Consider the following 21,732-nt stretch of genomic DNA (forward strand, 5'->3'; position numbering starts at 1 on the left):
GTCCAACGCCTCGCAGCGCGAGCAGGCGCTGCGCCGCTTCGCCGAGGACGGCCGCAACCCCATCGTCATGGCCGGCTTTGCCTGGGAGGATGCGCTGAAGAAGGTCGCGGCCGAATATCCTGACCTCAACTTCGCCATCATCGACGATGCCGTCGATCTGCCCAATGTCCGCTCGCTGGTATTCAAGGAGAATGAGGGCTCTTACCTCGTCGGCATCATGGCGGCGATGGCTTCGAAGTCTAAGAAGGTCTCCTTCATCGGCGGCATGGACATTCCGCTGATCCGCAAGTTCGAATGCGGCTATGTCGGCGGCGCCAAGTCGGCAGGCGCGACGGACGTCATCCAGAACATGACCGGCGACACGCCGGCTGCCTGGAACGACCCGGCCAAGGGCGGCGAGATCGCCAAGACGCAGATCGACCAGGGCTCCGATGTGGTCTACGCCGCGGCTGGAGGCACCGGCGTCGGCGTGCTCCAGGCTGCGGCGGATGCCGGCAAACTCGGCATCGGCGTCGATTCCAACCAGAACGGCCTGCAGCCCGGCAAGGTGCTGACCTCGATGCTCAAGCGCGTCGACGTTGCCGTCTACACCGCCTTCCTGGACGGCAAGAACGGCACCTTCAAGGGTGGCGTCGAGAATCTCGGCCTCAAGGAAGGCGGCGTCGACTACGCCATGGACGACAACAACAAGGCGCTGGTGACCGACGAGATGAAGGCGGCGGTCGAAAAGGCCAAAGCCGACATCATCGCCGGCAAGCTCGAAGTGCACGACTACACCGCCGACAACGCCTGCCCGTATTGATCGGCACGGACGTACAGCCATTATCTGCAAACCGCCGGGCGCAAGCCCGGCGGTTTTGCGTTGGCTATAGCTTGCCCGCCAGATAACCCAGCGCGAAGACCACGATCAGCCCGACGGCAACGGCAAATCCGCGACGGCCGCCAAGCGCGTGCAGGCCGAAGCCGTGCGGCGCCTGCGACAGGCTTCGGATCACCGTCGGTGATTTGGCATCGCTGCCGCCCAGACCGAAGGTGCGCATCTGCGGCAGGTCGGCAATGCGCTGCGTGATCTCCGTCCAACGCTCTTCGCCATCAGCCGGTTTGGCGCGGTCGAAGAGGTGCATGCGTTCAGCAAGTTGCACGACCGCATCGCGGAAGGCAGCGTCGATCTCCAGGTCGCGCTCGGCCCGTTCGCGTTCCGCATCGTTCATCAGGCCGAGCACATAGTCGCCGGCCCGCGCGACGCGATCGCTTTCACTGGCCATGACTTCCCCCTCCCCTTCTTCCTCACCAGTGCGGCGGCTTGGTTATGGGCACGTCCGGCGCCGCCTGCTCCTCCAGCGCCAGGAAGCGGTCCGTCAGCGCATCGAGCTTGCGCTGCATGCGCTCGATCACCTTCCACTGCTCGGCGATCTGGCCGGATAGTTCTTCGATCGTCTTCTCCTGTTCGGCGGCGCGGATCTCCAGCGTCGTCAGCCGGTCGGCGGGCATGATCATTCAAAGTCCCCAGTCTGGCAGCATAATGCCTCGCAGCGCAGTGCATGGCGACGCCTTGCGCCGCGATGTCAATTTCACCTTTGCCATAGTAGCGAATGTGAAGGCCCCGGCCACGTTGGAAATTGACAAGCACACCGGGATTTGTCGAGAGTGACCAATGCTCCGCCAATTGGCACGGGCGGAGTGTCATGCTAGGCGTTTTGACCAAGCGATAAAAAATAAGAGTGGGACAGGCTGCATGGCGCAAGCCGCAATCGAGTTGATTGGTATCAACAAGAGTTTTGGCGCCGTGCGCGCCAACCGCGACATCAATCTGGAGATCGCACGCGGTACCATCCATGGCATTGTCGGCGAGAACGGCGCCGGCAAGTCGACGCTGATGTCGATCCTCTATGGGTTCTACCAGGCCGACAGCGGCGAGATCCACGTCGGCGGCCAGCCGGCCTCGATCAAGACACCCAATGACGCCATCGCGCTCGGCATCGGCATGGTGCATCAGCATTTCATGCTGGTCGACAATTTCTCGGTGCTGGAAAACATCATTCTSGGCRCCGAGAGCGATGCGCTGCTGAAGCGSAGCATCGCCAAGGCGCGCTCTGARCTSGASCGKCTSGAACGCGAATATGGGCTSGAGGTCGATCCCGATGCGATCATCGAGGAACTGCCKGTCGGCCTGCAGCAGCGTGTGGAAATCCTGAAGGCGCTCTATCGCGGCGCCGAGATCCTGATCCTCGACGAGCCAACGGGCGTGCTGACCCCGGCCGAGGCCGACCACCTGTTCCGCATCCTCGGGCAGCTGAAGGAACAGGGCAAGACGGTGGTGCTGATCACCCACAAATTGCGCGAGATCATGGCCATCACCGACACCGTGTCGGTGATGCGCCAGGGCACGATGGTGGCGACGCGCGAGACCAGGAAGACCACCGTCGAGGAACTGGCCGAGCTGATGGTCGGGCGGCGCGTGCTGCTCAGGGTCGAGAAGGGCGAGGCGGATGCTGGCGCCGTCAAGCTCGCGGTCAAGAACCTGACGGTGAAGGATACGCGCGGCGTCACCATGGTCGACGACATCTCCTTCGACATTCGCGCCGGCGAGATCGTCGGCATCGCCGGCGTCGCCGGCAACGGGCAATCCGAGCTGCTTGAGGCGATTTCCGGCATCCGGCACGCCGTTTCCGGCTCGGTCATGCTCGACGGCAAGCCGATCGACCTGACGGGTGCCGCCGATCCGGGCGAATTGCGCGACCGCGGCCTCGCCCATGTGCCGGAGGACCGCCATCACGTCGGGCTGGTGCTGGCCTTCGAGGAGAACGAGAATTCCATCCTCGGCTATCACGACGACCCTCGCTATTTGAAAGGGCCGTTCCTCAACATCGATGCCATCCGCAACGATGCCAAGGACAAGATCGCCAAATACGACATCCGTCCGGCCGACTGCCGGCTGAAGACCGCGAACTTTTCCGGCGGCAACCAGCAGAAGATCGTGCTGGCGCGGGAAATGGAACAGGACCCGGGTGTTCTCATCGTCGGCCAGCCGACACGCGGCGTCGATGTCGGCGCCATCGAATTCATCCACAAGCGCCTGATCGCCATGCGCGACCAGGGCAAGGCGGTGCTGGTGGTCTCGGTCGAGCTGGACGAGATCCGCTCGCTCTCCGACCGCATCCTGGTGATGTTTGCCGGCCGCATCGTTGGCGAGCGCGGCCCGGAAGCGACCGAAGGCGAACTTGGCCTGCTGATGGCCGGTGTCGAGCACCAGGAGGCCGCCCAATGAGCACGCCTTACGCCAAACTGCCGGCCTGGGCCGACTACGGCCTGATCCCGCTGATCAACCTGTTCGTTGCCTTCGTCGTCGCCGGTTTCGTCGTGCTTCTGGTCGGCGAGAACCCGTTGCGCGCCGCGGTCATCCTGGTCGAAGGCGCCTTCGGCAAGGGCACAGGCATTGCCTTCACCCTCTTCTATGCCACGACCTTCATATTCACCGGGCTTTCGGTGGCGGTGGCAGCGCATTGCGGCCTGTTCAACATCGGCACCGAGGGACAGGCCTACATCGCCGGCCTCGGTATCGCCGTCGTCTGTCTTTCCTTCGACAGCGTGCTGCCATGGTGGCTGACATTTCCGCTGGCCATCGTCGCTTCGTCGGTCGTGGGCGCGTTGTGGGCGCTTATCCCCGCTTATCTGCAGGCTAAGCGCGGCTCGCACATCGTCATCACCACCATCATGTTCAACTTCATCGCCGCTTCGATCATGGTTTACCTGCTGGTCGGCCCCTTGAAGCCGGCAGGGTCGCAAGCGCCGCAGACGCGCAACTTCCTTGCCGGCGCGGAACTGCCGAAGCTCAACTGGATCATCGAACTGTTCGGCGCCAAGATCCGCTCGGCACCGCTCAATGTTTGCTTCCTGCTGGCGCTGGTCATGGCCTTCCTGGTCTGGCTGCTGATCTGGCGCACCAAGCTTGGCTACGAGATGCGCACCTACGGCCACAGCCCGAAGGCGGCACGCTATGCCGGTATTTCGGAAACCCGCATCATCATCACCGCCATGATGATCTCCGGCGCGCTGGCCGGCATGATGGCGCTTAACCCCGTGATGGGCGACCAGCACAATGTCGCGATCGACTTTGTCAGTGGCGCCGGTTTCGTCGGCATCGCCGTGGCGCTGATGGGCCGCCTGCACCCGGTCGGCATCGTGCTGGCGGCGATCCTGTTCGGCATGCTCTACCAGGGCGGCGCCGAGCTTGCCTTCGAAATGCCGGCGATCAGCCGCGACATGATCGTCATCATCCAGGGTCTGGTCATCCTGTTCGCCGGTGCGCTCGAGCACATGTTCAGGCCGTACATCCAGRCGCTGTTCGCTTCGTTCAGTCCGCGATCGGTCGGCATGGAAGCGGTCAAGGGGAAGGGTGCCTGAGATGGATGTGTTCAACGCAATCGTCCAGACATTGGACTCGACCATCCGCCTCTCGGTCCCGCTGCTGCTCGCTTGCCTTGCCGGCCTCTATTCGGAGCGCGCCGGCATCTTCGACATCGGCCTCGAAGGCAAGATGCTGGTCGGGGCCTTCGCCGGTGCCGCGGCCGCTTCCGTGTTCCATTCGGCCTTTCTCGGCCTCGGCATGGCCATCCTGATCTCCGTCGCCTTTGCCATGGTCCACGGCTTTGCCTCGATCACCCACCGCGGCAACCAGATCGTCTCTGGCGTGGCGATCAATTTCATCGCCGCCGGATCGACCATCATCCTCGGCCAGGCGTGGTTCCAGCAAGGCGGGCGCACGCCGGCGTTGCAACCGGGCGAGCGCTTCGAGGCCATCACCTGGCCGGGTGCCGACGCCATCCACGACGTGCCGATCATCGGACCGATCTATGCCGAGCTTCTGTCGGGCCACTCGATCCTGGTCTATCTCGCTTTCCTGATGGTGCCGTTCACCTGGTGGGTGCTGTTTCGCACCCGCTTCGGCCTCAGGCTGCGCGCCGTCGGCGAGAACCCGGCCGCCGTCGACACCGCCGGTATCTCGGTCGCCTGGCTGCGCTACCGGGCGCTGATCTGCACCGGCGTGCTGACCGGCATCGCCGGTGCCTATCTGTCGATGGTGCAGAATGGCGGCTTCGTGAAGGACATGACCGCCGGCAAGGGCTACATCGCGCTGGCCGCGCTCATCTTCGCCAAGTGGAAGCCGGTCAACGCCATGTTCGCCTGCCTCTTGTTCGGCTTCCTCGATGCGGCGGCGATCCGCCTGCAAGGCTCGCCGCTGCCCATCATCGGCAAGGTGCCGGTGCAGTTCATGCAGGCGCTGCCCTATATCCTCACCGTCATCCTGCTCGCCGGCTTCATCGGCAAGGCGATCCCGCCGCGCGCCGGCGGCGTGCCTTACGTCAAGGAACGCTGAGGTCGAAGCGCTGACCGGCGTAGGCGCCGGGTTTTGGACACGATCGTCGGAGAGAACGAACCAATGTCGCATGATCTGTTCGAAGCGGCCAAAGCTGCCATGGCCAAGGCCTATGCGCCCTATTCGAAGTTCCCGGTCGGCGCCGCCTTGCGCACCGAGGACGGGCGCGTCTTTGCCGGCGCCAACATCGAAATTGCCTCCTATCCGGAAGGCTGGTGCGCCGAGACCACCGCGCTCGGCCACTACATCATGGGTGGCGGCGGCAAGATCGTGGAAATCGCCGTCCTTGCCGAACGCATGGCGAAATGCTCGCCTTGCGGCGGCTGCCGGCAGCGGCTGGCCGAATTTTGCCGGCCGGAAACAAAACTCTATCTCTGCGACAATGCCGGCGTGGCCGAGACCGTGACCATGGGCGACATGCTGCCCTACGGTTTCCGCGGCGACATTTTGAAATGAAGACCTGGTTGAACGAAGAACTGGCTGCAATGAAGAGTTGGCTGCGATGAAGGAAAAGGCGCTCGACCATCTCGTCGAAAGGCTCGACGGCCTGGCGCCGTCGACCGCACTGGTGCTGGGTTCAGGCCTGGGCGGGCTGGTCGACCAGATCGAGGATCCGATCCGCATTTCCTACGCCGACCTGCCGGGCTTTCCCAGAAGTGGCGTCACCGGCCATGCTGGCCAAGTGGTGGCGGGCCTGTTCGCCGGCGTGCCGGTGCTGATGCTGTCCGGCCGCGCCCATTACTACGAGCACGGCAACGCGGCCGCGATGCGGCCGGCGCTGGAAGTGCTTGCCGGTATCGGCATCACCAAGCTGATCCTCACCAATGCCGCCGGTTCGGTCGATCCCGACATGCCGCCGGGCTCGGTCATGCTCATATCGGACCACATCAATTTCTCGGGCACCAATCCGCTGATCGGCGAGCCCAGCGACAGCCGCTTCGTCGGCCTGACCGAGGCCTATGACGCCGGCATCCGCAAGGCGATCGAACGGGCGGCGAAGGCGACCGGCACAGCACTTCACAAGGGCGTCTACATGTGGTTCTCGGGCCCATGCTTCGAAACGCCCGCCGAAATCCGCATGGCGCGCATCATGGGCGCCAATGCGGTCGGCATGTCGACCGTGCCGGAGGTCATTCTTGCCCGCTTCCTCGGACTTCGGGTCGCCGCCTGCTCGGTCATCACCAATTTGGCGGCCGGCATGACCGGGGCCGAGCTTTCGCACCAGGAGACCAAGGACATGGCGCCGGTCGGCGGCGCGCGGCTGGCAACGATCCTGCAGCGCGTGTTCCGCGACGGACTGCTGGAGAGCTGATGCTTCCCCAGGAAATCATCCGACGCAAGCGCGATGGCCTGAAGCTGTCGGCGCAGGAGATCGCCGGCTTCGTCGGGGGCATCACCGAAGGGGCCGTTTCGGACGGCCAGGTCGGCGCCTTCGCCATGGCGGTGTTCTTCAACGGCATGAGCCGCGACGAGGCGGTGGCGCTGACGCTGGCGATGCGCGATTCCGGTGACGTGCTCGACTGGTCGGACCTGCCCGGCCCGGTGACCGACAAACATTCGACAGGCGGCGTCGGCGACAATGTCTCGCTGATGCTGGCGCCAATCGTCGCCGCCTGCGGCGCTTATGTGCCGATGATCTCCGGCCGTGGCCTTGGCCATACCGGCGGCACGCTGGACAAGATGGATGCGATCCCTGGCTATACCAGCGAGCCCGATATCGCGCTGTTTCGCAAGGCCGTGCTTGAAACCGGCTGCGCCATCATCGGCCAGACCGCGGACCTCGCGCCGGCAGATCGACGGCTCTACGCGATCCGGGATGTCACCGGCACGGTCGAATCGGTGCCGCTGATCACCGCTTCGATCCTGTCGAAGAAGCTGGCGGCCGGGCTGCAGTCGCTGGTGCTCGACGTCAAGGTCGGCAACGGTGCCTTCATGGAAAAGTCGCGGGACGCGACCGCGCTTGCCAACAGCCTTGTCGAGATCGCCAATGGCGCCGGCCTGAAGGCCTCGGCGTTGATCACCGGCATGAACGAGCCGCTGGCCTCGGCCGCCGGCAACGCGGTCGAGGTGCGCAACGCCGTCGACTTCCTGACAGGCCGTCTTCGTGATCGTCGGCTGGAGGACGTGACGCTGGCGCTCGCCGCCGAGATGCTGCAATCGGCGGGACTGGTGTCGTCGAACCAGGATGGCATGCGGCGCGCCACTGAGACGCTTGCCAGCGGCCGCGCTGCCGCCACTTTTGCGCGCATGGTCGCCGCGCTCGGCGGTCCCGCCGATTTCATCGAGAAACCGGAAAAATACTTGGCTGTGGCGGCGACCGAGTTTGCCGTCAAGGCGACCGAAGACGGCTTCGTCACCGGCATAACGACCCGCGACATCGGGCTCGCCGTGGTTGGCCTGGGAGGCGGACGCACGCGGCCGGACGACAAGGTCGATCACGCGGTCGGCATCACCAGGCTGCTGCCGGTCGGCGCGGAGGTTCGGGCTGGCGAGCCGCTGGCGCTGATCCATGCCCGCTCGTTGGCCGATGCCGAGGCGGCCGCCGCCGCCGTGATTTCGGCCTATGCGATTGGTGCTTCGAAGCCGGCCGCCGACAAGTCGGTCATCCGGCGGATTCTTCCACGCGGCTGATTGCGAATTCTTCCGCGCGGCAGATTATTGAACGAGCAGCAGCGTCCCATTCTCGGCCTGGAATTTGCCAAGCCGATTGAGGAAGCTCATGCCGATCAGATTGGTCTGCAGTGCCTTGTCGTCGAGCACGATGGTCTGGACGTCATTGACCGTGATGCTGCCGATCTGCAGGCGGTCGATCATTGCCACCGCAGCCTTGATCGAGCCGTTGGCGGTGCTGACCTCGTGGCTGAAGTCGGAAGGGTTCAGCGACAGGCCAATCCTGCGTGCCGTCGAGGTGTTGATGGCAACCAGCGTGGCGCCGGTGTCGATCATGCCGTCGACCTGACGTCCGTTGAGCTTGAAGGCCGACGAGAAATGTCCGCGCTCGTCAGCCGTAACGATGACCTTTCGGCCAAGCAGCAGCGGTGTGACCGGCTTGTCGGGCACCGCTGCCAGATTGACGTCCGGCTGGGCTTCGACCGCGGCCTTGCCCGTCATCGGCGATCTCAGCAGGTTCTCGATGATTTGCGGATTCGACTGATACACGATCGGTATCGATGCCGATGTGCCGGCGAAAACGCCAAGGATGAGAAGTTTGCGCAGCATGGATCGGCCTTCGTGACGGCCGATCCATAAGCCCGGATGGTGATTGCCGCTTTAACGCACGCCAAAACCACGCCTTTGCGTAAACATTTGGTAAATCGTACCAGGCAACTTTGCCTGGTACTACTTGGTCCCGTACATGCGGTCGCCGGCATCACCGAGCCCAGGCATGATGTAGCCCTTTTCGTTCAGCTGGCGGTCGATCGAAGCGGTGAAGACGGGAACATCCGGATGCGCCTTGGTGAAGCGCTCGATGCCTTCGGGCGCCGCCAGCAGGCAAAGGAAGCGGATGTTGGTGGCGCCGCGCCCTTTCAGCTTGTCGATCGCCGCGATCGCCGAATTGGCGGTGGCCAGCATCGGATCGACGACGATCACCAGCCGGTCGGCGAGGTCGCTCGGCGCCTTGAAGAAGTATTCCACCGCTTCCAGCGTCTCATGGTCGCGGTAGAGGCCGATATGGGCGACGCGGGCCGCCGGCACCAGGTCTAGCAGGCCTTCGAGCAAGCCGTTGCCGGCGCGCAGCACCGAGGCAAAAACCAGCTTCTTGCCCTCCAGCGTCGGCGCCTCCATCGTCTCGATCGGCGTTTCGATCGTCGTCGTCGTCAGTTCGAGGTTGCGGGTGACCTCATAGCCGAGCAACAGCGAAATCTCGCGCAGCAGCCGCCGGAAGCCGGCCGTCGAGGTCTCCTTCTTGCGCATGATGGTCAGCTTGTGCTGGACAAGCGGATGGTCGACGACGGTGACGCCCTGCATGGTGTTCTCCTGATGCCTGCGCCCGAATGTGCGCGCATGGTCCCTTTCGGACGCGCCGCGCTTCAAGCTGCTTGAGTGAACCCTAGCGGCAATACGCCGGCCAAGGAACCGTTTGGCCAGCACCGACCACAGCTTTGTCGGAAGAAATCAGCGAGAGGCGCCGTTGAGGCGGGCAAGAAGCGCGGTCTTGGTCTTTCGGTCGACGAAAGCGGCCTCGATGGCCGTTCTGGTGACGGCGGTCAGCGCTTTTTCGGTCATCGAGAAATGCTCGGCGGCGGTATCGTATTCGCGCTTCAGCGAGGTCCAGAAATAGGGTGGATCGTCGGAATTGAGCGTCACCTTGCAGCCGGCCGCCTGCAGGGCCGGAAAGGGATGGTCGGCAAAACTGTCGAACACCTTGAGCGCGATGTTGGAGCCGGGGCAGCACTCCAGCACGATGCCCTCATCGGCAATGCGCCGGACAAGGTCCGGGTTTTCGATGGCGCGCACGCCATGGCCGATGCGGGAGGGACGGATGTGATCGAGCGCCGCCTTGACGGTCTCCCAGCCTGTCAGTTCGCCGGCATGGATGGTAATGCCGAGCCCGGCCTCGCGTGCGATCTCGAAGGCCCTGACATAGTCCTCCATGTCGCCGATGCGCTCGTCGCCGGCGACGCCGAAGCCGGTGACCAGCGGGTGCCCGCAGCGCGCCGCGAAGCGTGCCGCCTGCTCGATCGACTCGACGCCGACATGGCGTACGCCGGTGACGATCATGCGGCCCTCGATGCCGGTCTTGGCCTTGGCGCGGGCCATGCCTTCGCCAAGCGCGTCGGTGTAGGCCTTGGGCGACAGCCCGGCCTTCGTGGCGTGGTCGGGCGAAGTGAACACCTCGGAATAGATAGCGCCGTCGCGGGCGAGGCTGGTCAGATAATGGTCGGCCAGCCGCGCATAATCCTCCTCCGTCCGGAACAGATCGGCGGAAAAATCGTAGGCCGCGAGGAAGGATGTGAAATCATGCCAGACGAATGAACCGTTCTGGATATAGGGCGAGGTATCCTTGCCGTATTTCTGCGCCTGGCGGATGACGAGTTCAGGCGCCGCTGCCCCTTCAATGTGGCAGTGCAATTCCGCTTTCAAAGGCATTCAATCATCCCGTCGGTCAGTCCAAGTCTTGAAAATCCAACACCTGGAAGCGCGGCTGAACACCGCGCCTTAAACAATAGCGCCCGCACCATCGATCGGCTATGGTCCCGCCRGTTTTATGACGGATCAAAAAAATGTCAGTTGAGAGAACCACGGCCGCGGGCGGCATGGAAACCTCCTATGGTTTCAAGCGTGTAGGGGCTGGCGACAAGCAGTCCCTGGTCAACGATGTTTTCCACAAGGTTGCCAACCGATACGACCTGATGAACGATCTGATGTCGGTCGGCCTGCACCGGCTGTGGAAGGATGCCATGGTCACCTGGCTCCATCCTCCCAAAAGAATGGGCTGGCGCGTGCTCGACGTTGCCGGTGGCACCGGTGACATCGCCTTCCGGATCGTCGATGCGAGCCACGGCAATGCCCATGCCACCGTGCTCGACATCAATGGCTCGATGCTCGACGTCGGCCGCGATCGAGCCGAGAAGAAAGGCCTGTCCGGCAACACCGACTTCGTCGAGGCCAATGCCGAGGAACTGCCCTTCCCCGACGCCACATTCGATGCCTACACCATCGCTTTCGGCATTCGCAACGTGCCGCGCATCGATGTCGCGCTCAGTGAAGCGTTCCGCGTGCTGAAGCCGGGCGGTCGGTTCCTCTGCCTCGAATTTTCCGAAGTCGAGATGCCGTTGCTCGACAAGGCCTATGAAGCCTGGTCGTTCAACGCTATTCCGAAGATCGGCAAGATGGTCACCGGCGACGGCGAGCCCTATTCCTATCTGGTCGAATCGATCGCCAGGTTTCCCAACCAGCAGAATTTCGCGACGATGATCTCCCGCGCCGGCTTCGATCGCGTCTCCTTCCGCAACTATTCCGGTGGCATCGCGGCACTTCATTCGGGCTGGAAGCTTTGAGGCTGGACCGCATTTCTCACAGTCGACGTGCGCCATGCCGGTTCGAAGAACCGGTAGGACGGGCACGGCCATGAGCACCGTCAGCGCTGGGTTTCGGCTCGTACGGGCGGGCTGGGTGCTGGTGCGCGAAGGCGTCGTCGCCGCCTTGCCGGGCGAGGAGTTGTCCGGCCTGCCGAAGTTCGGCTGGCGGCTGGCGCGGCTGTTCACGCGCCGCCGCGCACTGGCCTACGAGCGCAGCGACCGGCTGGCCAAGGCGGTCGTCCGGCTCGGACCGTCCTATGTCAAGCTAGGCCAGTTCCTGGCGACACGGCCCGACGTCGTCGGCAACGACATGGCGCTCGATCTCGCCATGTTGCAGGACAAGATGCACACCTTCCCGAGAGCCGAGGCGATCGCGGCTATCGAGGCTTCGCTCGGGCGCAAGGTCGCCGATCTCTACGCGCAATTCGGCGACCCGGTCGCAGCCGCTTCCATCGCCCAGGTCCACGCTGCCGAAACCGTCCATGACGGCTCTGCAACCAAGGTCGCTGTAAAGGTCATCCGGCCGGGCGTGCGCCGCCACTTCTTCCAGGATCTCGAAAGTTATTTCCTCGCCGCCCACCTGCAGGAGAAGTACATCCCGTCGTCGCGCCGGCTACGGCCGGTCGAGGTCACCGAGACGTTGGCGCAGACCACCAGGATCGAGATGGACCTCCGGCTCGAGGCGGCAGCCCTTTCGGAACTCGGCGAAAACACCAAGGATGATCCGGGCTTTCGCGTGCCATCCGTCGACTGGGAGCGCACCGGTCGCGACGTGCTGACCATGGAGTGGGTCGACGGCGTCAAGATGAACGACATTGCCGGTCTTGCCGCTGCCGGCCATGACCTGAAGACAATCGCCGCCAACCTCATCCAGTCGTTCCTGCGCCACACGCTGCGCGATGGCTTCTTCCACGCCGACATGCATCCGGGCAATCTGTTTGTCGAAGCAAACGGCACCATCGTCGCCGTCGATCTCGGCATTGCCGGCAGGCTCGGCAAGAAGGAGCGCCGCTTCCTCGCCGAAATCCTCTACGGCTTCATCACCCGCGACTACCTGCGTGTCGCCGAAGTGCATTTCGAAGCCGGCTACGTGCCGCGCCAGCATAATGTCGCCGCCTTTGCGCAAGCGATCCGGGCGATCGGCGAACCGATCCACGGCCAGCCGGCAGAGACCATTTCGATGGCCAAGCTTTTGACCCTGCTGTTCGAAGTGACCGAACTCTTCGACATGGCGACGCGGCCGGAACTGATCCTGCTGCAGAAGACCATGGTGGTGGTCGAGGGCGTGGCGCGCACGCTCGACCCGGCCTTCAACATGTGGAAGACGGCCGAGCCGGTGGTCAGTGGCTGGATCGCCGGCAATCTTGGCCCGCGTGGCATGATGGTCGATGCGCGCGATGGCGCCAAGGCGCTGCTGACGCTGGCCCGCCAGGCGCCCGAGCTTGCAGCGCGCACAGATCGCCTGTCGCGTGAGATCGACCTGATGGCCGAGCACGGCCTGCGCTTCGACGAGACCACCGCCCGCGCCATCGGCAAGGCCGAGGCGCGCTACAGCCGCTCCGGCCGCCTGGCGCTATGGGTGATCGCGCTGACGCTGGTCTATATCGCCTGGAAGATCATATAGCGCCCAGCAACATCAGGGTTTAGCGCCGCAACTTGCAGCGATCTGATTGCATTGCTATCATTGCATTCAGAAACTGCGGCAGAGTGCAATCATATGGCCAGCATTACGATCCGCAACCTGGACGATGAGGTCAAGGAACTGCTGCGCCGATTGGCGGCGGAGAACGACCGCTCCATGGAGGAGCAAGCGCGGGTGATGATCCGGGCCGCCGTTGACGGGCAGATCGGTTCTGCGGGCCGCATCGACCAAATCGAGAAAACCCTCCGCCAGCTGACCAGTTCGCAGGGCGTAGCGACTCCCGCTGCCGCACCGGCAGGCAAGGTCTTGCCGCGCGGCCTCTCCGGCAAGCGCGTCCTGCTCATCATCGGCGGCGGCATCGCCGCCTACAAGGCGCTCGATCTCATTCGCCGGTTGCGCGAGCGAGGTGCCGCGGTGCGGGTGGTCATGACATCAGCCGCTCAGGAATTCGTCACCACGCTATCGGTGGGCGCGCTCTCCGCCGATCATGTCTTCACCGAACTGTTCGACCGCAATGACGAGCACGATGTCGGCCATATCAGGCTGTCACGCGAGGCTGACCTTCTGGTGGTGGCGCCCGCCACCGCCGACCTAATGGCCAAGCTTGCCAACGGCCATGCCAACGATCTTGCCTCGACGGTGCTGATCGCCACCGACAAGCCCGTGTTGATGGCGCCAGCCATGAACCCAAGAATGTGGGCGCATCCGGCGACACGCCGCAACCGCGCGACGTTGCAGAAGGATGGCGTCGCTTTTGTCGGTCCGGCCAGGGGCGAGATGGCCGAAAGCAATGAGGCGGGCGAAGGCCGCATGGCCGAGCCGCTGGAGATTGTGGCCGCCATCGAGGCGCTGCTTGATGTCAGTCCCAAGCCGCTGTCGGGACGCAGGATCATCGTCACCTCCGGCCCGACGCATGAGCCGATCGACCCGGTGCGCTATATCGCCAACCGTTCGTCCGGCAAGCAGGGCCACGCCATTGCGGCGGCACTGGCCAGGCTCGGCGCCGATGTCCGCCTCGTCTCCGGTCCGGTCAACATCGCCGATCCCGCCGGGGTTAAGACCATCCATGTCGAACGGGCGCAAGAGATGCGCGATGCGGTGGAGCAGCTTCTGCCAGCGGACGCCGCGGTGTTCGTCGCCGCCGTTGCCGACTGGCGCAGCGAGAACTCGGCCGGTGAGAAGATCAAGAAGGTCCCCGGCGAAGGACCGCCGGTGCTGCGCATGGTCGAGAATCCCGACATTCTCGCCGGGGTTGGCCATCACAGCCAGCGACCCGGCCTTGTGGTCGGCTTCGCCGCCGAGACACAGGATCTCTTGCGCAACGCGGAAGCCAAGCTTCGCAAGAAGGGCGCCGATTTCATCGTGGCCAACGACGTGTCGCACGAAAGCGGCATCGGTCCTTCGGGCGTGATGGGCGGTGATCGCAATCGGGTGCGGATCGTGTCCAGGGCCGGCGTCGAGGATTGGCCAGAGATGAGTAAGGACGAGGTGGCGGCACGGCTCGCGGCCCTGATCGCCGAACGGCTGAAGACGACCGTCGTTTGACCAGCGGCGCTGGAACGACGGTGTACTTCAGGTCATTTGGCTCTGCATGACCCTGCGATCAATTGGACAAAAGTTCGGCGGTTCGGGCAAGGGCGCCGGCAAAACCGTTGAGCGGAATGGAAAAGGTCACCGCTTGTCCGGTGTCTGCCGCGAAGGCATCGATCTTGAGGGTGGTGCCCGACTTCAACAGCGGCGTGAGGGTCGCATCGAACGCCACCGGCACCAGGCAKCCGACGACCTGGCAGGTGTTGAATGGCAGGCTGCCATCCAGTTTCTGGTCGTCGATGCTCAGGCTGACGCCCTTGGCCAGCGCCAGGCCGAACGGCAGGGCGAGCGTACCGGCGGCATCCTCGCCGGTCTTGCTCGACAGTTCGATCGCCAGCAGGCGCTGGTTGTTTTGCTTGTTGAATTGCTGATGCGACAGGCTGCAGGTCTTGGTCGCGCCGGAAATCTGGCAATTGACCGTCCAGTCGCCATGAGTCTCGGACAGCGCCGACGCGCCACCGGGCAGTTGCGGCGCATCGGCGGCCGGCGCCGCCGCGGTCTTGGTTTGCGCCGCCACGGCCGGCACACCGACGACGCAGGCTACACCCAGCATTGCCACGAAATACGCGTACTTCCTCATCAAGACTCCTCCCGCCCGGCTCCGCCTGGGGCCAGCTGGATGCTGACCTTGAGAGACGCGCCGATCGCGTTCTGTTTAAACCGTTTCGCCGGAGGCGCCGTCATAGCTGACGGCCGGCGCCCATTGACGCCACTCAGTTCACGACGGGCGCCGACCGATAGAGCGGCGAATCGACGACCTCCGTCAAGTGCAATGCGAGGTTGTCAGGCAGATTCTCTGCCGCCGTGAGGTGGCCCTCGCCGGTCGACAACCCGATATTGTTTTCGATCAGCCCCAAGATATGGCACAGCCGCACAGACGCCCTATATTAAGGCCATGAGTTCTTCACGCGGGAAAGAGCGGATGTCGGCGTTTCGACCATCGATGGTTTTCACATCGGCAATGCTGGCGACGGCAGTGCTGGCCGGCGCTTGCCTGCCGGCTTCCGCGCAAGCCGTCAATTCCCTCAACGGCAACAACGCGCTGATCCGGCAGAACGACCTGCAAATCCTGCAGAACCGGGTGCAGCGGCAGCTCTACCAGCAGCAACAGCAGCAGTATCGTGCCCAGGACCGCCAGATCGTCCAGCAACCGCAGCCGGTGGTGCCACAATACACGCCAAGCTGCACGACGCAGATAATCGGCGTCACCGCCTTGAGCAATTGCCGCTGACAAGCCGGCGTTTTTCATTTATTAGCCGACTTATGTATTCGGAGTGTCTCTCGGCACACGCGAAAGTTTTGGTTTTGCAACGATGCCTTGTCGCGCTATGCGGCATTGCATCGACTGGATTCACGAATGATAGCCACCAAGAAGAAGGCCGTACGCAAGGCAAAGAAGGGCGAGAGCATCCGTCAGGTGGCGGCGATTCCGTTTCGGCTGAACGCGCGTGGCGATGTCGAGGTGATGCTGGTCACATCGCGAACCACAAGACGCTTCATCGTCCCCAAGGGCTGGCCGATGAAGGGCAAGAGCGGACGCAAGGCGGCCACCATCGAAGCGCGAGAGGAAGCCGGCGTGCTCGGCAAGACGCTGAAGGAGCCGGCGGGCACCTACTCCTACTGGAAACGGCTGGCCAACCGCTTCGTCCGGGTCGACGTCATCGTCTATCTGCTGGAGGTCACCGAGGAACTGGCCGACTGGCAGGAAGCCAAACGGCGGCAGCGGGCCTGGCTGCCGGCCGCAGATGCGGCCACGCTCATCGATGAGCCGGACCTTTCGACCCTGGTGGCGAACTTGATGATTGCCAAGCCMGAGCCACTCGACCTCGCCTGAGGCTGGACTTCACTCGCTCGTGTCGCCCGCTTCGGGAAAGGGACGCACCGGCGCGCCGGTATAGGCCCACAACCATTCGCGCGGCAGCGGCCCTTTGTTTCGCTCGACTTGCTGCGACTGTTCCCAGGCATGCGCCAGGATGCCGACCGAGCGCGACAGCACGAAAAGCCCGCGCGTCAGCGGCGGCGGAAAGCCGAGTTCGCCATAGATGACGGCGGTGGCGCCATCGATGTTGAGCGGTATCTTTTTCCCTTTGCGCCGGGCGACGTCCGCCTCGATCGCCTCGGCGATGTCGGCGAAGCGTCCATTGACGACACCACGCGCGGCAAACGCGCGGGTCAGTTCCAGCAGGCGCGGCGCGCGCGGGTCGACCGGATGGAAACGGTGGCCGAGCCCTGGCACATAACCCTTCTCCTCGGCGAAGAACCGGTCGAGACGCGTCGAGACGGCTTGATTCAGCGTCATGCCACCGTCGAGCGCGACAGCGATGTCACCGTAGAAGGTCAACGCCTGTTCGCCGGCACCGCCATGCACGTCGCCGAGCACGTTGATGGCCGAGGCCATGGCGCTGTTGATGCCGACGCCGCAGGTTGCAGCCATGCGCGCAATCGCGATCGACGGCGCTTGCGGCCCATGGTCGACGGCGGCGCCCAGCGCAATGCCGAGCAGCGCCGCCTGGTCCTCGCTGGGCAACTCGCCACGCAACATCAGCCAGATCATCGCCGGGAAGCTGACGCGGCCGATCAGATCCTGGATCTCATAGCCGCGAAGCCGGATGACACCGGGCCGCATCTCGATGATATCGGTCTGCCACCATTCCTCGCCGCGCTCACGGCCGGTCTTCTTCTCGGTGCTCATGCCCGTGCCTTTGCCTTGGCGCGCGGCGGCAGATCGGCGAAAACCTCGTCCATATGCTCGCCCAGCGCCGGTGGCGGCTTCGTCGGCAGGGGTGCCGCGCCATCGACCATGAAGCCGCCGCGCAGAACCGTCAGCGGCCTGTCCATGCCCGGCACGCCCTCGAAATTCGCGGTCACCTGGCGTTCTAGCACTTGCGGCTCGGCCAGCACTTGCGGGATCGTCAGCACCCTGCCCGCGGGCACGCCGGCGCGATTGAGCGTCTCTTCCCAGACTGCCGCCGCGGCGCCCGCCAAGGCGTCCTCGATCTCGACCTTGAGCGCCGCACGGTTGCGCTTGCGCGTCTCGCGCTCGGCAAAGCGCGGATCCACCGCCAGCTCCGGCCGCCCGATCAGCCGGCACAGCGCCACGAACTGCTCCTGCTTGTTGGCGGCGATGTTGAGCAGTCCGTCGCCGGTGCGAAAGGCGCCGGACGGCGCCGCTGTCATGTTCTCATTGCCCATCGGCTGCGGATCGACCGCTGCCGTCAGGTAGTTGGAGACCGGCCAGCCGAGCGCCGAGAGCGTGCATTCGAGCATCGAGACGTCGAGAAAGGCGCCCTCGCCGTTCGTCTTCTGTCGCACCAGCGCCGAGGCGATTGCGAACGCCCCGACCAGCCCCCCAAGCGTGTCGGCGACGGGATAGCCGACCCGCAGCGGCGCCGTCTCCGGCGTGCCGGTGATGCTCATGATCCCCGACAGGCCCTGGATGATCTGGTCATAGGCGGGATTGTCACGCATCGGCCCGGTCTGGCCAAAACCGGATATCGCGCAATAGACAAGGCCGGGGCGGACCGCCTTGAGCGCCTCGTAGCCAAGGCCGAGCCGATCCATCACGCCGGGGCGGAAGTTCTCCACCAACGCATCGGCGCTCGCGACCAGATCGAGGAAGCGTTCGCGATCGGCCGGCTTCTTGAGGTCGAGCACCACCGATCGTTTGCCGGCGTTCTGCGCCAGGAACGAGGCGCCCATGCCGGCGCTGTTGAGCGTTGGCGATCCGCCGAGCTGGCGTGCCAGGTCGCCGCCTTGCGGGACCTCGACCTTGATCACGTCGGCCCCGAGCAGCGCCAGCTGATAGGCACAATAGGGCCCGGCCAGGACGTTGGTCAGGTCGAGGACGCGGATACCGGAAAGCAATTCGGTCATGACAGCTCAAATCGATCAGGCATCGCCCGGCACATGCTCCGGTCCACGCCGCCGGCGGTGCTCGACATAGGCCCAGATATGCGGCCCGACCAGGCCGATGAAGGCGAGCGTCAGCAGCGTCAGCGACAGCGGATGCTTGTAGAACACCGACCAGTCGCCATTCGAGATGGTCATCGCCCGGCGGAACTGGGTTTCGGCGAGTGGCCCCAGGATCATGCCGATGATGACCGGCGCGGTCGGGAAATCGAAGCGCCGCATCAGGAACCCGGCCGCCCCCAGGAGATAGAGGATGACGAGGTCGATAGGCGATTGCGAGATGCCATAGGTGCCGACCGTGGCGAACACCAGGATGCCGGCATAGAGCTGCGGCGCCGGGATCTTCAACAGCCGCACCCACAGCCCGATCAGCGGCAGGTTGAGGATGACGAGGATGACGTTGGCGATGAACAGGCTGGCGATCAGTCCCCAGACGAGGTCGCCCTGCGTCGTCAAAAGCAGCGGCCCCGGATTGATGCCATAGCTCTGGAACGCCGACAGCATGATCGCCGCCGTCGCCGAGGTCGGCAGGCCGAGCGTCAGCATCGGCACCAGCACGCCGGCCGCGGACGCATTGTTGGCGGCCTCGGGACCGGCAACGCCTTCGATGGCGCCGACCGTGCCGAATTCCTCCTTGTGGTTCGACAGCTTCTTTTCGATTGCGTAGGACAGGAAGGTCGGGATTTCTGCGCCGCCTGCCGGCATGGCGCCGATCGGAAAGCCGATCGCCGCACCGCGCAGCCAGGGTTTCCACGAACGCGCCCATTCGGCTGTTGTCATGTAGAGCGAGCCCCTCAGCGGCACGATCTCGTCCTTGCCGGCATAGCGGCGCGAAGCCATGTAGAGTGTCTCGCCGACGGCGAACAGGCCGACGGCGCAGATGATGACGTCGACGCCGTCAAGCAGTTCGGTCATGCCGAAGGTAAAGCGCGGCTGGCCGGTCTGCAGGTCGACGCCGATCATGCCGATGACGAAGCCGGCGAACAGGCTGGTGAGGCCGCGCACCGACGAGGAGCCCAGCACCGCCGAAACCGTGATGAAGGCCAACACCATCAGCGAGAAATATTCGGCCGGGCCGAAGGCGAGCGCGAATTTGACCACCACGGGCGCCAGGAAGGCGACGCCCAAGGTGCCGATGGTGCCCGCGACGAAGGAACCGATCGCCGAGGTGGCAAGTGCGGCCCCGCCGCGGCCGGACCGCGCCATCTTGTTGCCTTCCAGCGCGGTGACGATGGTGGCGCTTTCGCCAGGCGTGTTGAGCAGGATCGACGTTGTCGAGCCGCCATACATGGCGCCGTAATAGATGCCGGCGAACAGGATGAAAGAGGCCTCCGGCGCCACCTGGTAGGTGATCGGCAAAAGCAGGGCGATGGTCAGCGCCGGCCCGAGACCGGGCAGCACGCCGATGGCGGTGCCAAGCGTGGTGCCGAGCAGGCACCACAGAAGATTGACTGGGGTGAAGGCTACCGAGAAGCCGTGTGCGAGATGGCCGAGCGTTTCCATGGCGTCAGGCTCCAAACGTGCCGATGATCGCATCGATCACCGTGTTCAGCTGGTTCTCGATGAAGCCGGCGCCGATGTTGACGCCGAGCGCCCTGGCGAAGCCGAAATAGGCGGCCAGCGCCAGGATCAGGCCGAGCCCTACGTCGCGCAGCGTGCGCTTGCTGCCGAAGCCGTAGCAGACGAGAACGAACATGATGACGGATGCCGCCGTGAAGCCCAGCGGCTGGATCAGCAGCAGGTTGGCGACGAGGCCGATGACGACGAAACCCATCGCCTTCCAGTCGGTCGGCGTTTCCTTTTCCTCCTCCGGTTGCCAGCCGCCGCGAAGCGCCGCGAGGATGAGCAACAGGGAAAGCACCACAAGACCGACCATGGTGAGGTAGGGAAAGACGGTCGGGCCGACTTTGGAGTAGAGCGGCGACACCGGGATCGCCAGCGTCTGCCAGGCTACAGCGCCGGCGCAGGCCAGAAGCCCGACGCCGATCAACAATTCCGGCACGGCAAGGCGCGACGACGCCGCCTGCTGGTCACTGCTGCTCATGATTGTCCTCCCCAAGAATACTGGCCAGGATAGCTGGCCAAGATGCCCGGCACCGCACGGCCGGTCCTCACCGCAGTGCCGGCTTTGCATTCCATGCGAGAAGGGGCGGCGAGCGCCGCCCCCTTTTGGGAAGATCAGGCGAGCCCGAGGTCTTTCAGGATGGCCTCGATGCGGGCCGTATCCTCGGCAACGAATTTCGCATAATCGTCGCCCGTGAGCAGGATCTGCGTCCAGTTGCGGTTCTTGCACTCGGTCGCCCAGGCGTCGCTCTTGGCCATGCTCTCGACCAGCGTGATCATCGCCGCCTTGTCGGCATCGGAAACGCCGGGAGGTGCGAAGACCCCGCGCCAGTTGAACAGCTCGACATCGATGCCGGCTTCCTTCAGCGTCGGCGCGTCGATGCCGTCCTGGCGCTTGTCGGCCGAGATGGCAAGCAGCCGCAGTGCGCCCGCCTTGACCTGCTCGGAGAACTCGCCGAAGCCGGAGATGCCGGCCGCCACCTGATTGCCGAGCAGCGCCGACAGTGCCTCGCCGCCGCCGGCGAACGGCACGTAGGACAGGTTTGTCGCCGGCACGCCGACGGTCTTGGCAATCAGCCCAAACAGGATGTGATCCGAACCGCCGGCCGAGCCGCCAGCGACAGGAACCTTTGTCGGATCGGCCTTGAGTGCGGCGACGAAATCAGCTGCCGTCTTGAACGGCGACTCCGCCGGCACCACCAAGGCCTCGAACTCGCCGGTAAGGCGCGCGATCGGCGTGACTTGCGTCAGATTGTTGGCAGCCTTGTTGGCGATGATCGCGCCGACCATGACCATGCCGGCAACCATCAGCGAATTGCCTTTGCCGTTCCATTGGTTGATGAACTGCGGCAGCCCGACCGTGCCGCCGGCGCCGCCGACATTGGTGATCTGCGAACCGGAGATCAGCTTTTCGCTGCGCAGCACCTGATCCATCGTGCGCCCTGTCTGGTCCCAGCCGCCGCCAGGTGCCGCCGGCACGAAAATCTGGATCTGCGGCGCGCCTTCGGCGAAAGCGGGAGAGAGATGTAGTCCTGCAAAGCCGGCAGCGCCTGCCGCGGCCGTGCTCATCAAAAATCTGCGTCTGTTCAGCATGGGATTCCTCCAGATCACGACACCTCCTCTGGTGC

The 21,732-nt window shown here is 64.4% G+C and carries 23 protein-coding genes; 12 read left to right on the plus strand and 11 right to left on the minus strand.

What is annotated here, in order from left to right; all coding sequences use genetic code 11:
- The coding region (locus tag ACXJ7R_RS05560) for a BMP family lipoprotein (protein WP_457150926.1) at window positions 1-802 on the plus strand (802 nt) is incomplete at its 5' end.
- Window positions 803-866: 64 nt separating this feature from the next.
- On the opposite strand, the gene ACXJ7R_RS05565 is transcribed toward ACXJ7R_RS05560, so the two are convergent.
- Complete coding sequence (locus tag ACXJ7R_RS05565) at window positions 867-1,265, minus strand: hypothetical protein (RefSeq protein ID WP_095084673.1); 399 nt, start codon at window positions 1,263-1,265, stop codon at window positions 867-869.
- A gap of 22 nt (window positions 1,266-1,287) precedes the next feature.
- Complete coding sequence (locus ACXJ7R_RS05570) at window positions 1,288-1,494, minus strand: SlyX family protein (RefSeq protein ID WP_184877134.1); 207 nt, start codon at window positions 1,492-1,494, stop codon at window positions 1,288-1,290.
- Window positions 1,495-1,735: 241 nt separating this feature from the next.
- Here ACXJ7R_RS05570 and ACXJ7R_RS05575 point away from each other — a divergent pair, with 241 nt between their 5' ends.
- The 6 genes from ACXJ7R_RS05575 (at window position 1,736) to deoA (ending at window position 8,008) form a co-directional block, all read left to right on the plus strand.
- Window positions 1,736-3,268 (plus strand): ABC transporter ATP-binding protein, encoded by a 1,533-nt coding sequence (locus tag ACXJ7R_RS05575; RefSeq protein WP_457150927.1) that lies wholly within the window; start codon window positions 1,736-1,738, stop codon window positions 3,266-3,268.
- Window positions 3,265-4,404, plus strand: coding sequence for an ABC transporter permease (locus tag ACXJ7R_RS05580; protein ID WP_457150928.1), 1,140 nt, complete (start codon window positions 3,265-3,267; stop codon window positions 4,402-4,404). Before ACXJ7R_RS05575 ends, ACXJ7R_RS05580 begins: the two co-directional genes overlap by 4 nt.
- 1 nt (window position 4,405) lies before the next feature.
- Window positions 4,406-5,377, plus strand: coding sequence for an ABC transporter permease (locus ACXJ7R_RS05585; protein WP_095084677.1), 972 nt, complete (start codon window positions 4,406-4,408; stop codon window positions 5,375-5,377).
- Window positions 5,378-5,440: 63 nt separating this feature from the next.
- Window positions 5,441-5,833: a cytidine deaminase gene (gene cdd / locus ACXJ7R_RS05590; protein ID WP_184876837.1), complete on the plus strand. Its 393-nt coding sequence runs from the start codon at window positions 5,441-5,443 to the stop codon at window positions 5,831-5,833.
- Window positions 5,834-5,879: 46 nt separating this feature from the next.
- Window positions 5,880-6,689: a purine-nucleoside phosphorylase gene (locus ACXJ7R_RS05595; RefSeq protein ID WP_184876839.1), complete on the plus strand. Its 810-nt coding sequence runs from the start codon at window positions 5,880-5,882 to the stop codon at window positions 6,687-6,689.
- Window positions 6,689-8,008 carry a thymidine phosphorylase gene (gene deoA / locus ACXJ7R_RS05600; RefSeq protein WP_457150929.1) on the plus strand — a complete coding sequence of 440 codons (1,320 nt, stop codon included), beginning with the start codon at window positions 6,689-6,691 and terminating at the stop codon, window positions 8,006-8,008. The genes ACXJ7R_RS05595 and deoA overlap by 1 nt, the downstream gene beginning before the upstream one ends.
- A gap of 24 nt (window positions 8,009-8,032) precedes the next feature.
- On the opposite strand, the gene ACXJ7R_RS05605 is transcribed toward deoA, so the two are convergent.
- The 3 genes from ACXJ7R_RS05605 to ACXJ7R_RS05615 all read right to left on the minus strand — a co-directional run bounded on the left by ACXJ7R_RS05605 (window position 8,033) and on the right by ACXJ7R_RS05615 (window position 10,468).
- A complete protein-coding gene (locus ACXJ7R_RS05605) occupies window positions 8,033-8,596 on the minus strand; it encodes a TIGR02281 family clan AA aspartic protease (protein WP_457150930.1) in 564 nt (187 codons plus the stop codon).
- A gap of 120 nt (window positions 8,597-8,716) precedes the next feature.
- The gene (gene upp / locus ACXJ7R_RS05610) at window positions 8,717-9,346 is read right to left on the minus strand and encodes a uracil phosphoribosyltransferase (RefSeq protein ID WP_095084682.1); all 630 of its coding nucleotides are present in this window, start codon (window positions 9,344-9,346) and stop codon (window positions 8,717-8,719) included.
- A gap of 147 nt (window positions 9,347-9,493) precedes the next feature.
- The gene (locus ACXJ7R_RS05615; protein ID WP_457150931.1) at window positions 9,494-10,468 is read right to left on the minus strand and encodes an adenosine deaminase; all 975 of its coding nucleotides are present in this window, start codon (window positions 10,466-10,468) and stop codon (window positions 9,494-9,496) included.
- 134 nt (window positions 10,469-10,602) lie between these two features.
- Between ACXJ7R_RS05615 and ubiE the strand changes: the two genes are divergently transcribed.
- The 3 genes from ubiE to coaBC all read left to right on the plus strand — a co-directional run bounded on the left by ubiE (window position 10,603) and on the right by coaBC (window position 14,587).
- The gene (ubiE, locus tag ACXJ7R_RS05620; RefSeq protein WP_457150932.1) at window positions 10,603-11,379 is read left to right on the plus strand and encodes a bifunctional demethylmenaquinone methyltransferase/2-methoxy-6-polyprenyl-1,4-benzoquinol methylase UbiE; all 777 of its coding nucleotides are present in this window, start codon (window positions 10,603-10,605) and stop codon (window positions 11,377-11,379) included.
- A 70-nt stretch (window positions 11,380-11,449) separates the two neighbouring features.
- Window positions 11,450-13,024 carry a 2-polyprenylphenol 6-hydroxylase gene (ubiB, locus tag ACXJ7R_RS05625; protein WP_457150933.1) on the plus strand — a complete coding sequence of 525 codons (1,575 nt, stop codon included), beginning with the start codon at window positions 11,450-11,452 and terminating at the stop codon, window positions 13,022-13,024.
- Between the two features lie 93 nt (window positions 13,025-13,117).
- Complete coding sequence (coaBC, locus tag ACXJ7R_RS05630; protein WP_457150934.1) at window positions 13,118-14,587, plus strand: bifunctional phosphopantothenoylcysteine decarboxylase/phosphopantothenate--cysteine ligase CoaBC; 1,470 nt, start codon at window positions 13,118-13,120, stop codon at window positions 14,585-14,587.
- A 58-nt stretch (window positions 14,588-14,645) separates the two neighbouring features.
- On the opposite strand, the gene ACXJ7R_RS05635 is transcribed toward coaBC, so the two are convergent.
- Window positions 14,646-15,212, minus strand: a complete 567-nt coding sequence (locus tag ACXJ7R_RS05635) for an invasion associated locus B family protein (protein ID WP_457150935.1) — start codon at window positions 15,210-15,212, stop codon at window positions 14,646-14,648.
- Window positions 15,213-15,554: 342 nt separating this feature from the next.
- Here ACXJ7R_RS05635 and ACXJ7R_RS05640 point away from each other — a divergent pair, with 342 nt between their 5' ends.
- Window positions 15,555-15,863 carry a hypothetical protein gene (locus ACXJ7R_RS05640; RefSeq protein WP_457150936.1) on the plus strand — a complete coding sequence of 103 codons (309 nt, stop codon included), beginning with the start codon at window positions 15,555-15,557 and terminating at the stop codon, window positions 15,861-15,863.
- Window positions 15,864-15,989: 126 nt separating this feature from the next.
- Window positions 15,990-16,466 carry an NUDIX hydrolase gene (locus ACXJ7R_RS05645; protein WP_457150937.1) on the plus strand — a complete coding sequence of 159 codons (477 nt, stop codon included), beginning with the start codon at window positions 15,990-15,992 and terminating at the stop codon, window positions 16,464-16,466.
- 9 nt (window positions 16,467-16,475) lie between these two features.
- On the opposite strand, the gene ACXJ7R_RS05650 is transcribed toward ACXJ7R_RS05645, so the two are convergent.
- The 5 genes from ACXJ7R_RS05650 to ACXJ7R_RS05670 form a co-directional block, all read right to left on the minus strand.
- A complete protein-coding gene (locus ACXJ7R_RS05650; RefSeq protein ID WP_457150938.1) occupies window positions 16,476-17,324 on the minus strand; it encodes a citryl-CoA lyase in 849 nt (282 codons plus the stop codon).
- A complete protein-coding gene (locus tag ACXJ7R_RS05655) occupies window positions 17,321-18,505 on the minus strand; it encodes a CaiB/BaiF CoA transferase family protein (RefSeq protein WP_457150939.1) in 1,185 nt (394 codons plus the stop codon). Before ACXJ7R_RS05655 ends, ACXJ7R_RS05650 begins: the two co-directional genes overlap by 4 nt.
- Window positions 18,506-18,520: 15 nt before the next feature.
- Entirely contained in the window at window positions 18,521-20,044 is a 1,524-nt protein-coding gene (locus tag ACXJ7R_RS05660; RefSeq protein WP_457150940.1) for a tripartite tricarboxylate transporter permease, read from the minus strand.
- 4 nt (window positions 20,045-20,048) lie between these two features.
- The gene (locus ACXJ7R_RS05665) at window positions 20,049-20,585 is read right to left on the minus strand and encodes a tripartite tricarboxylate transporter TctB family protein (protein ID WP_095084692.1); all 537 of its coding nucleotides are present in this window, start codon (window positions 20,583-20,585) and stop codon (window positions 20,049-20,051) included.
- 134 nt (window positions 20,586-20,719) lie between these two features.
- The gene (locus ACXJ7R_RS05670; RefSeq protein ID WP_457150941.1) at window positions 20,720-21,697 is read right to left on the minus strand and encodes a Bug family tripartite tricarboxylate transporter substrate binding protein; all 978 of its coding nucleotides are present in this window, start codon (window positions 21,695-21,697) and stop codon (window positions 20,720-20,722) included.
- Between the last annotated feature and the right edge of the window lie 35 nt (window positions 21,698-21,732).

This window comes from Mesorhizobium sp. P5_C1, from assembly GCF_054049815.1.

What these genes read in the sequence shown, in the direction of transcription:
- ACXJ7R_RS05655 (WP_457150939.1), bottom strand. Translation starts at nt 18,505, where the DNA reads ATGACCGAATTGCTTTCCGGTATCCGCGTCCTCGACCTGACCAACGTC.
- ACXJ7R_RS05605 (WP_457150930.1), bottom strand. Translation starts at nt 8,596, where the DNA reads ATGCTGCGCAAACTTCTCATCCTTGGCGTTTTCGCCGGCACATCGGCA.
- ACXJ7R_RS05640 (WP_457150936.1), top strand. Translation starts at nt 15,555, where the DNA reads ATGTCGGCGTTTCGACCATCGATGGTTTTCACATCGGCAATGCTGGCG.
- ubiE (WP_457150932.1), top strand. Translation starts at nt 10,603, where the DNA reads ATGTCAGTTGAGAGAACCACGGCCGCGGGCGGCATGGAAACCTCCTAT.
- ACXJ7R_RS05670 (WP_457150941.1), bottom strand. Translation starts at nt 21,697, where the DNA reads ATGCTGAACAGACGCAGATTTTTGATGAGCACGGCCGCGGCAGGCGCT.
- deoA (WP_457150929.1), top strand. Translation starts at nt 6,689, where the DNA reads ATGCTTCCCCAGGAAATCATCCGACGCAAGCGCGATGGCCTGAAGCTG.
- ACXJ7R_RS05650 (WP_457150938.1), bottom strand. Translation starts at nt 17,324, where the DNA reads ATGAGCACCGAGAAGAAGACCGGCCGTGAGCGCGGCGAGGAATGGTGG.
- ubiB (WP_457150933.1), top strand. Translation starts at nt 11,450, where the DNA reads ATGAGCACCGTCAGCGCTGGGTTTCGGCTCGTACGGGCGGGCTGGGTG.
- cdd (WP_184876837.1), top strand. Translation starts at nt 5,441, where the DNA reads ATGTCGCATGATCTGTTCGAAGCGGCCAAAGCTGCCATGGCCAAGGCC.
- coaBC (WP_457150934.1), top strand. Translation starts at nt 13,118, where the DNA reads ATGGCCAGCATTACGATCCGCAACCTGGACGATGAGGTCAAGGAACTG.
- ACXJ7R_RS05595 (WP_184876839.1), top strand. Translation starts at nt 5,880, where the DNA reads ATGAAGGAAAAGGCGCTCGACCATCTCGTCGAAAGGCTCGACGGCCTG.
- ACXJ7R_RS05665 (WP_095084692.1), bottom strand. Translation starts at nt 20,585, where the DNA reads ATGAGCAGCAGTGACCAGCAGGCGGCGTCGTCGCGCCTTGCCGTGCCG.
- ACXJ7R_RS05585 (WP_095084677.1), top strand. Translation starts at nt 4,406, where the DNA reads ATGGATGTGTTCAACGCAATCGTCCAGACATTGGACTCGACCATCCGC.
- upp (WP_095084682.1), bottom strand. Translation starts at nt 9,346, where the DNA reads ATGCAGGGCGTCACCGTCGTCGACCATCCGCTTGTCCAGCACAAGCTG.
- ACXJ7R_RS05660 (WP_457150940.1), bottom strand. Translation starts at nt 20,044, where the DNA reads ATGGAAACGCTCGGCCATCTCGCACACGGCTTCTCGGTAGCCTTCACC.
- ACXJ7R_RS05615 (WP_457150931.1), bottom strand. Translation starts at nt 10,468, where the DNA reads ATGCCTTTGAAAGCGGAATTGCACTGCCACATTGAAGGGGCAGCGGCG.
- ACXJ7R_RS05565 (WP_095084673.1), bottom strand. Translation starts at nt 1,265, where the DNA reads ATGGCCAGTGAAAGCGATCGCGTCGCGCGGGCCGGCGACTATGTGCTC.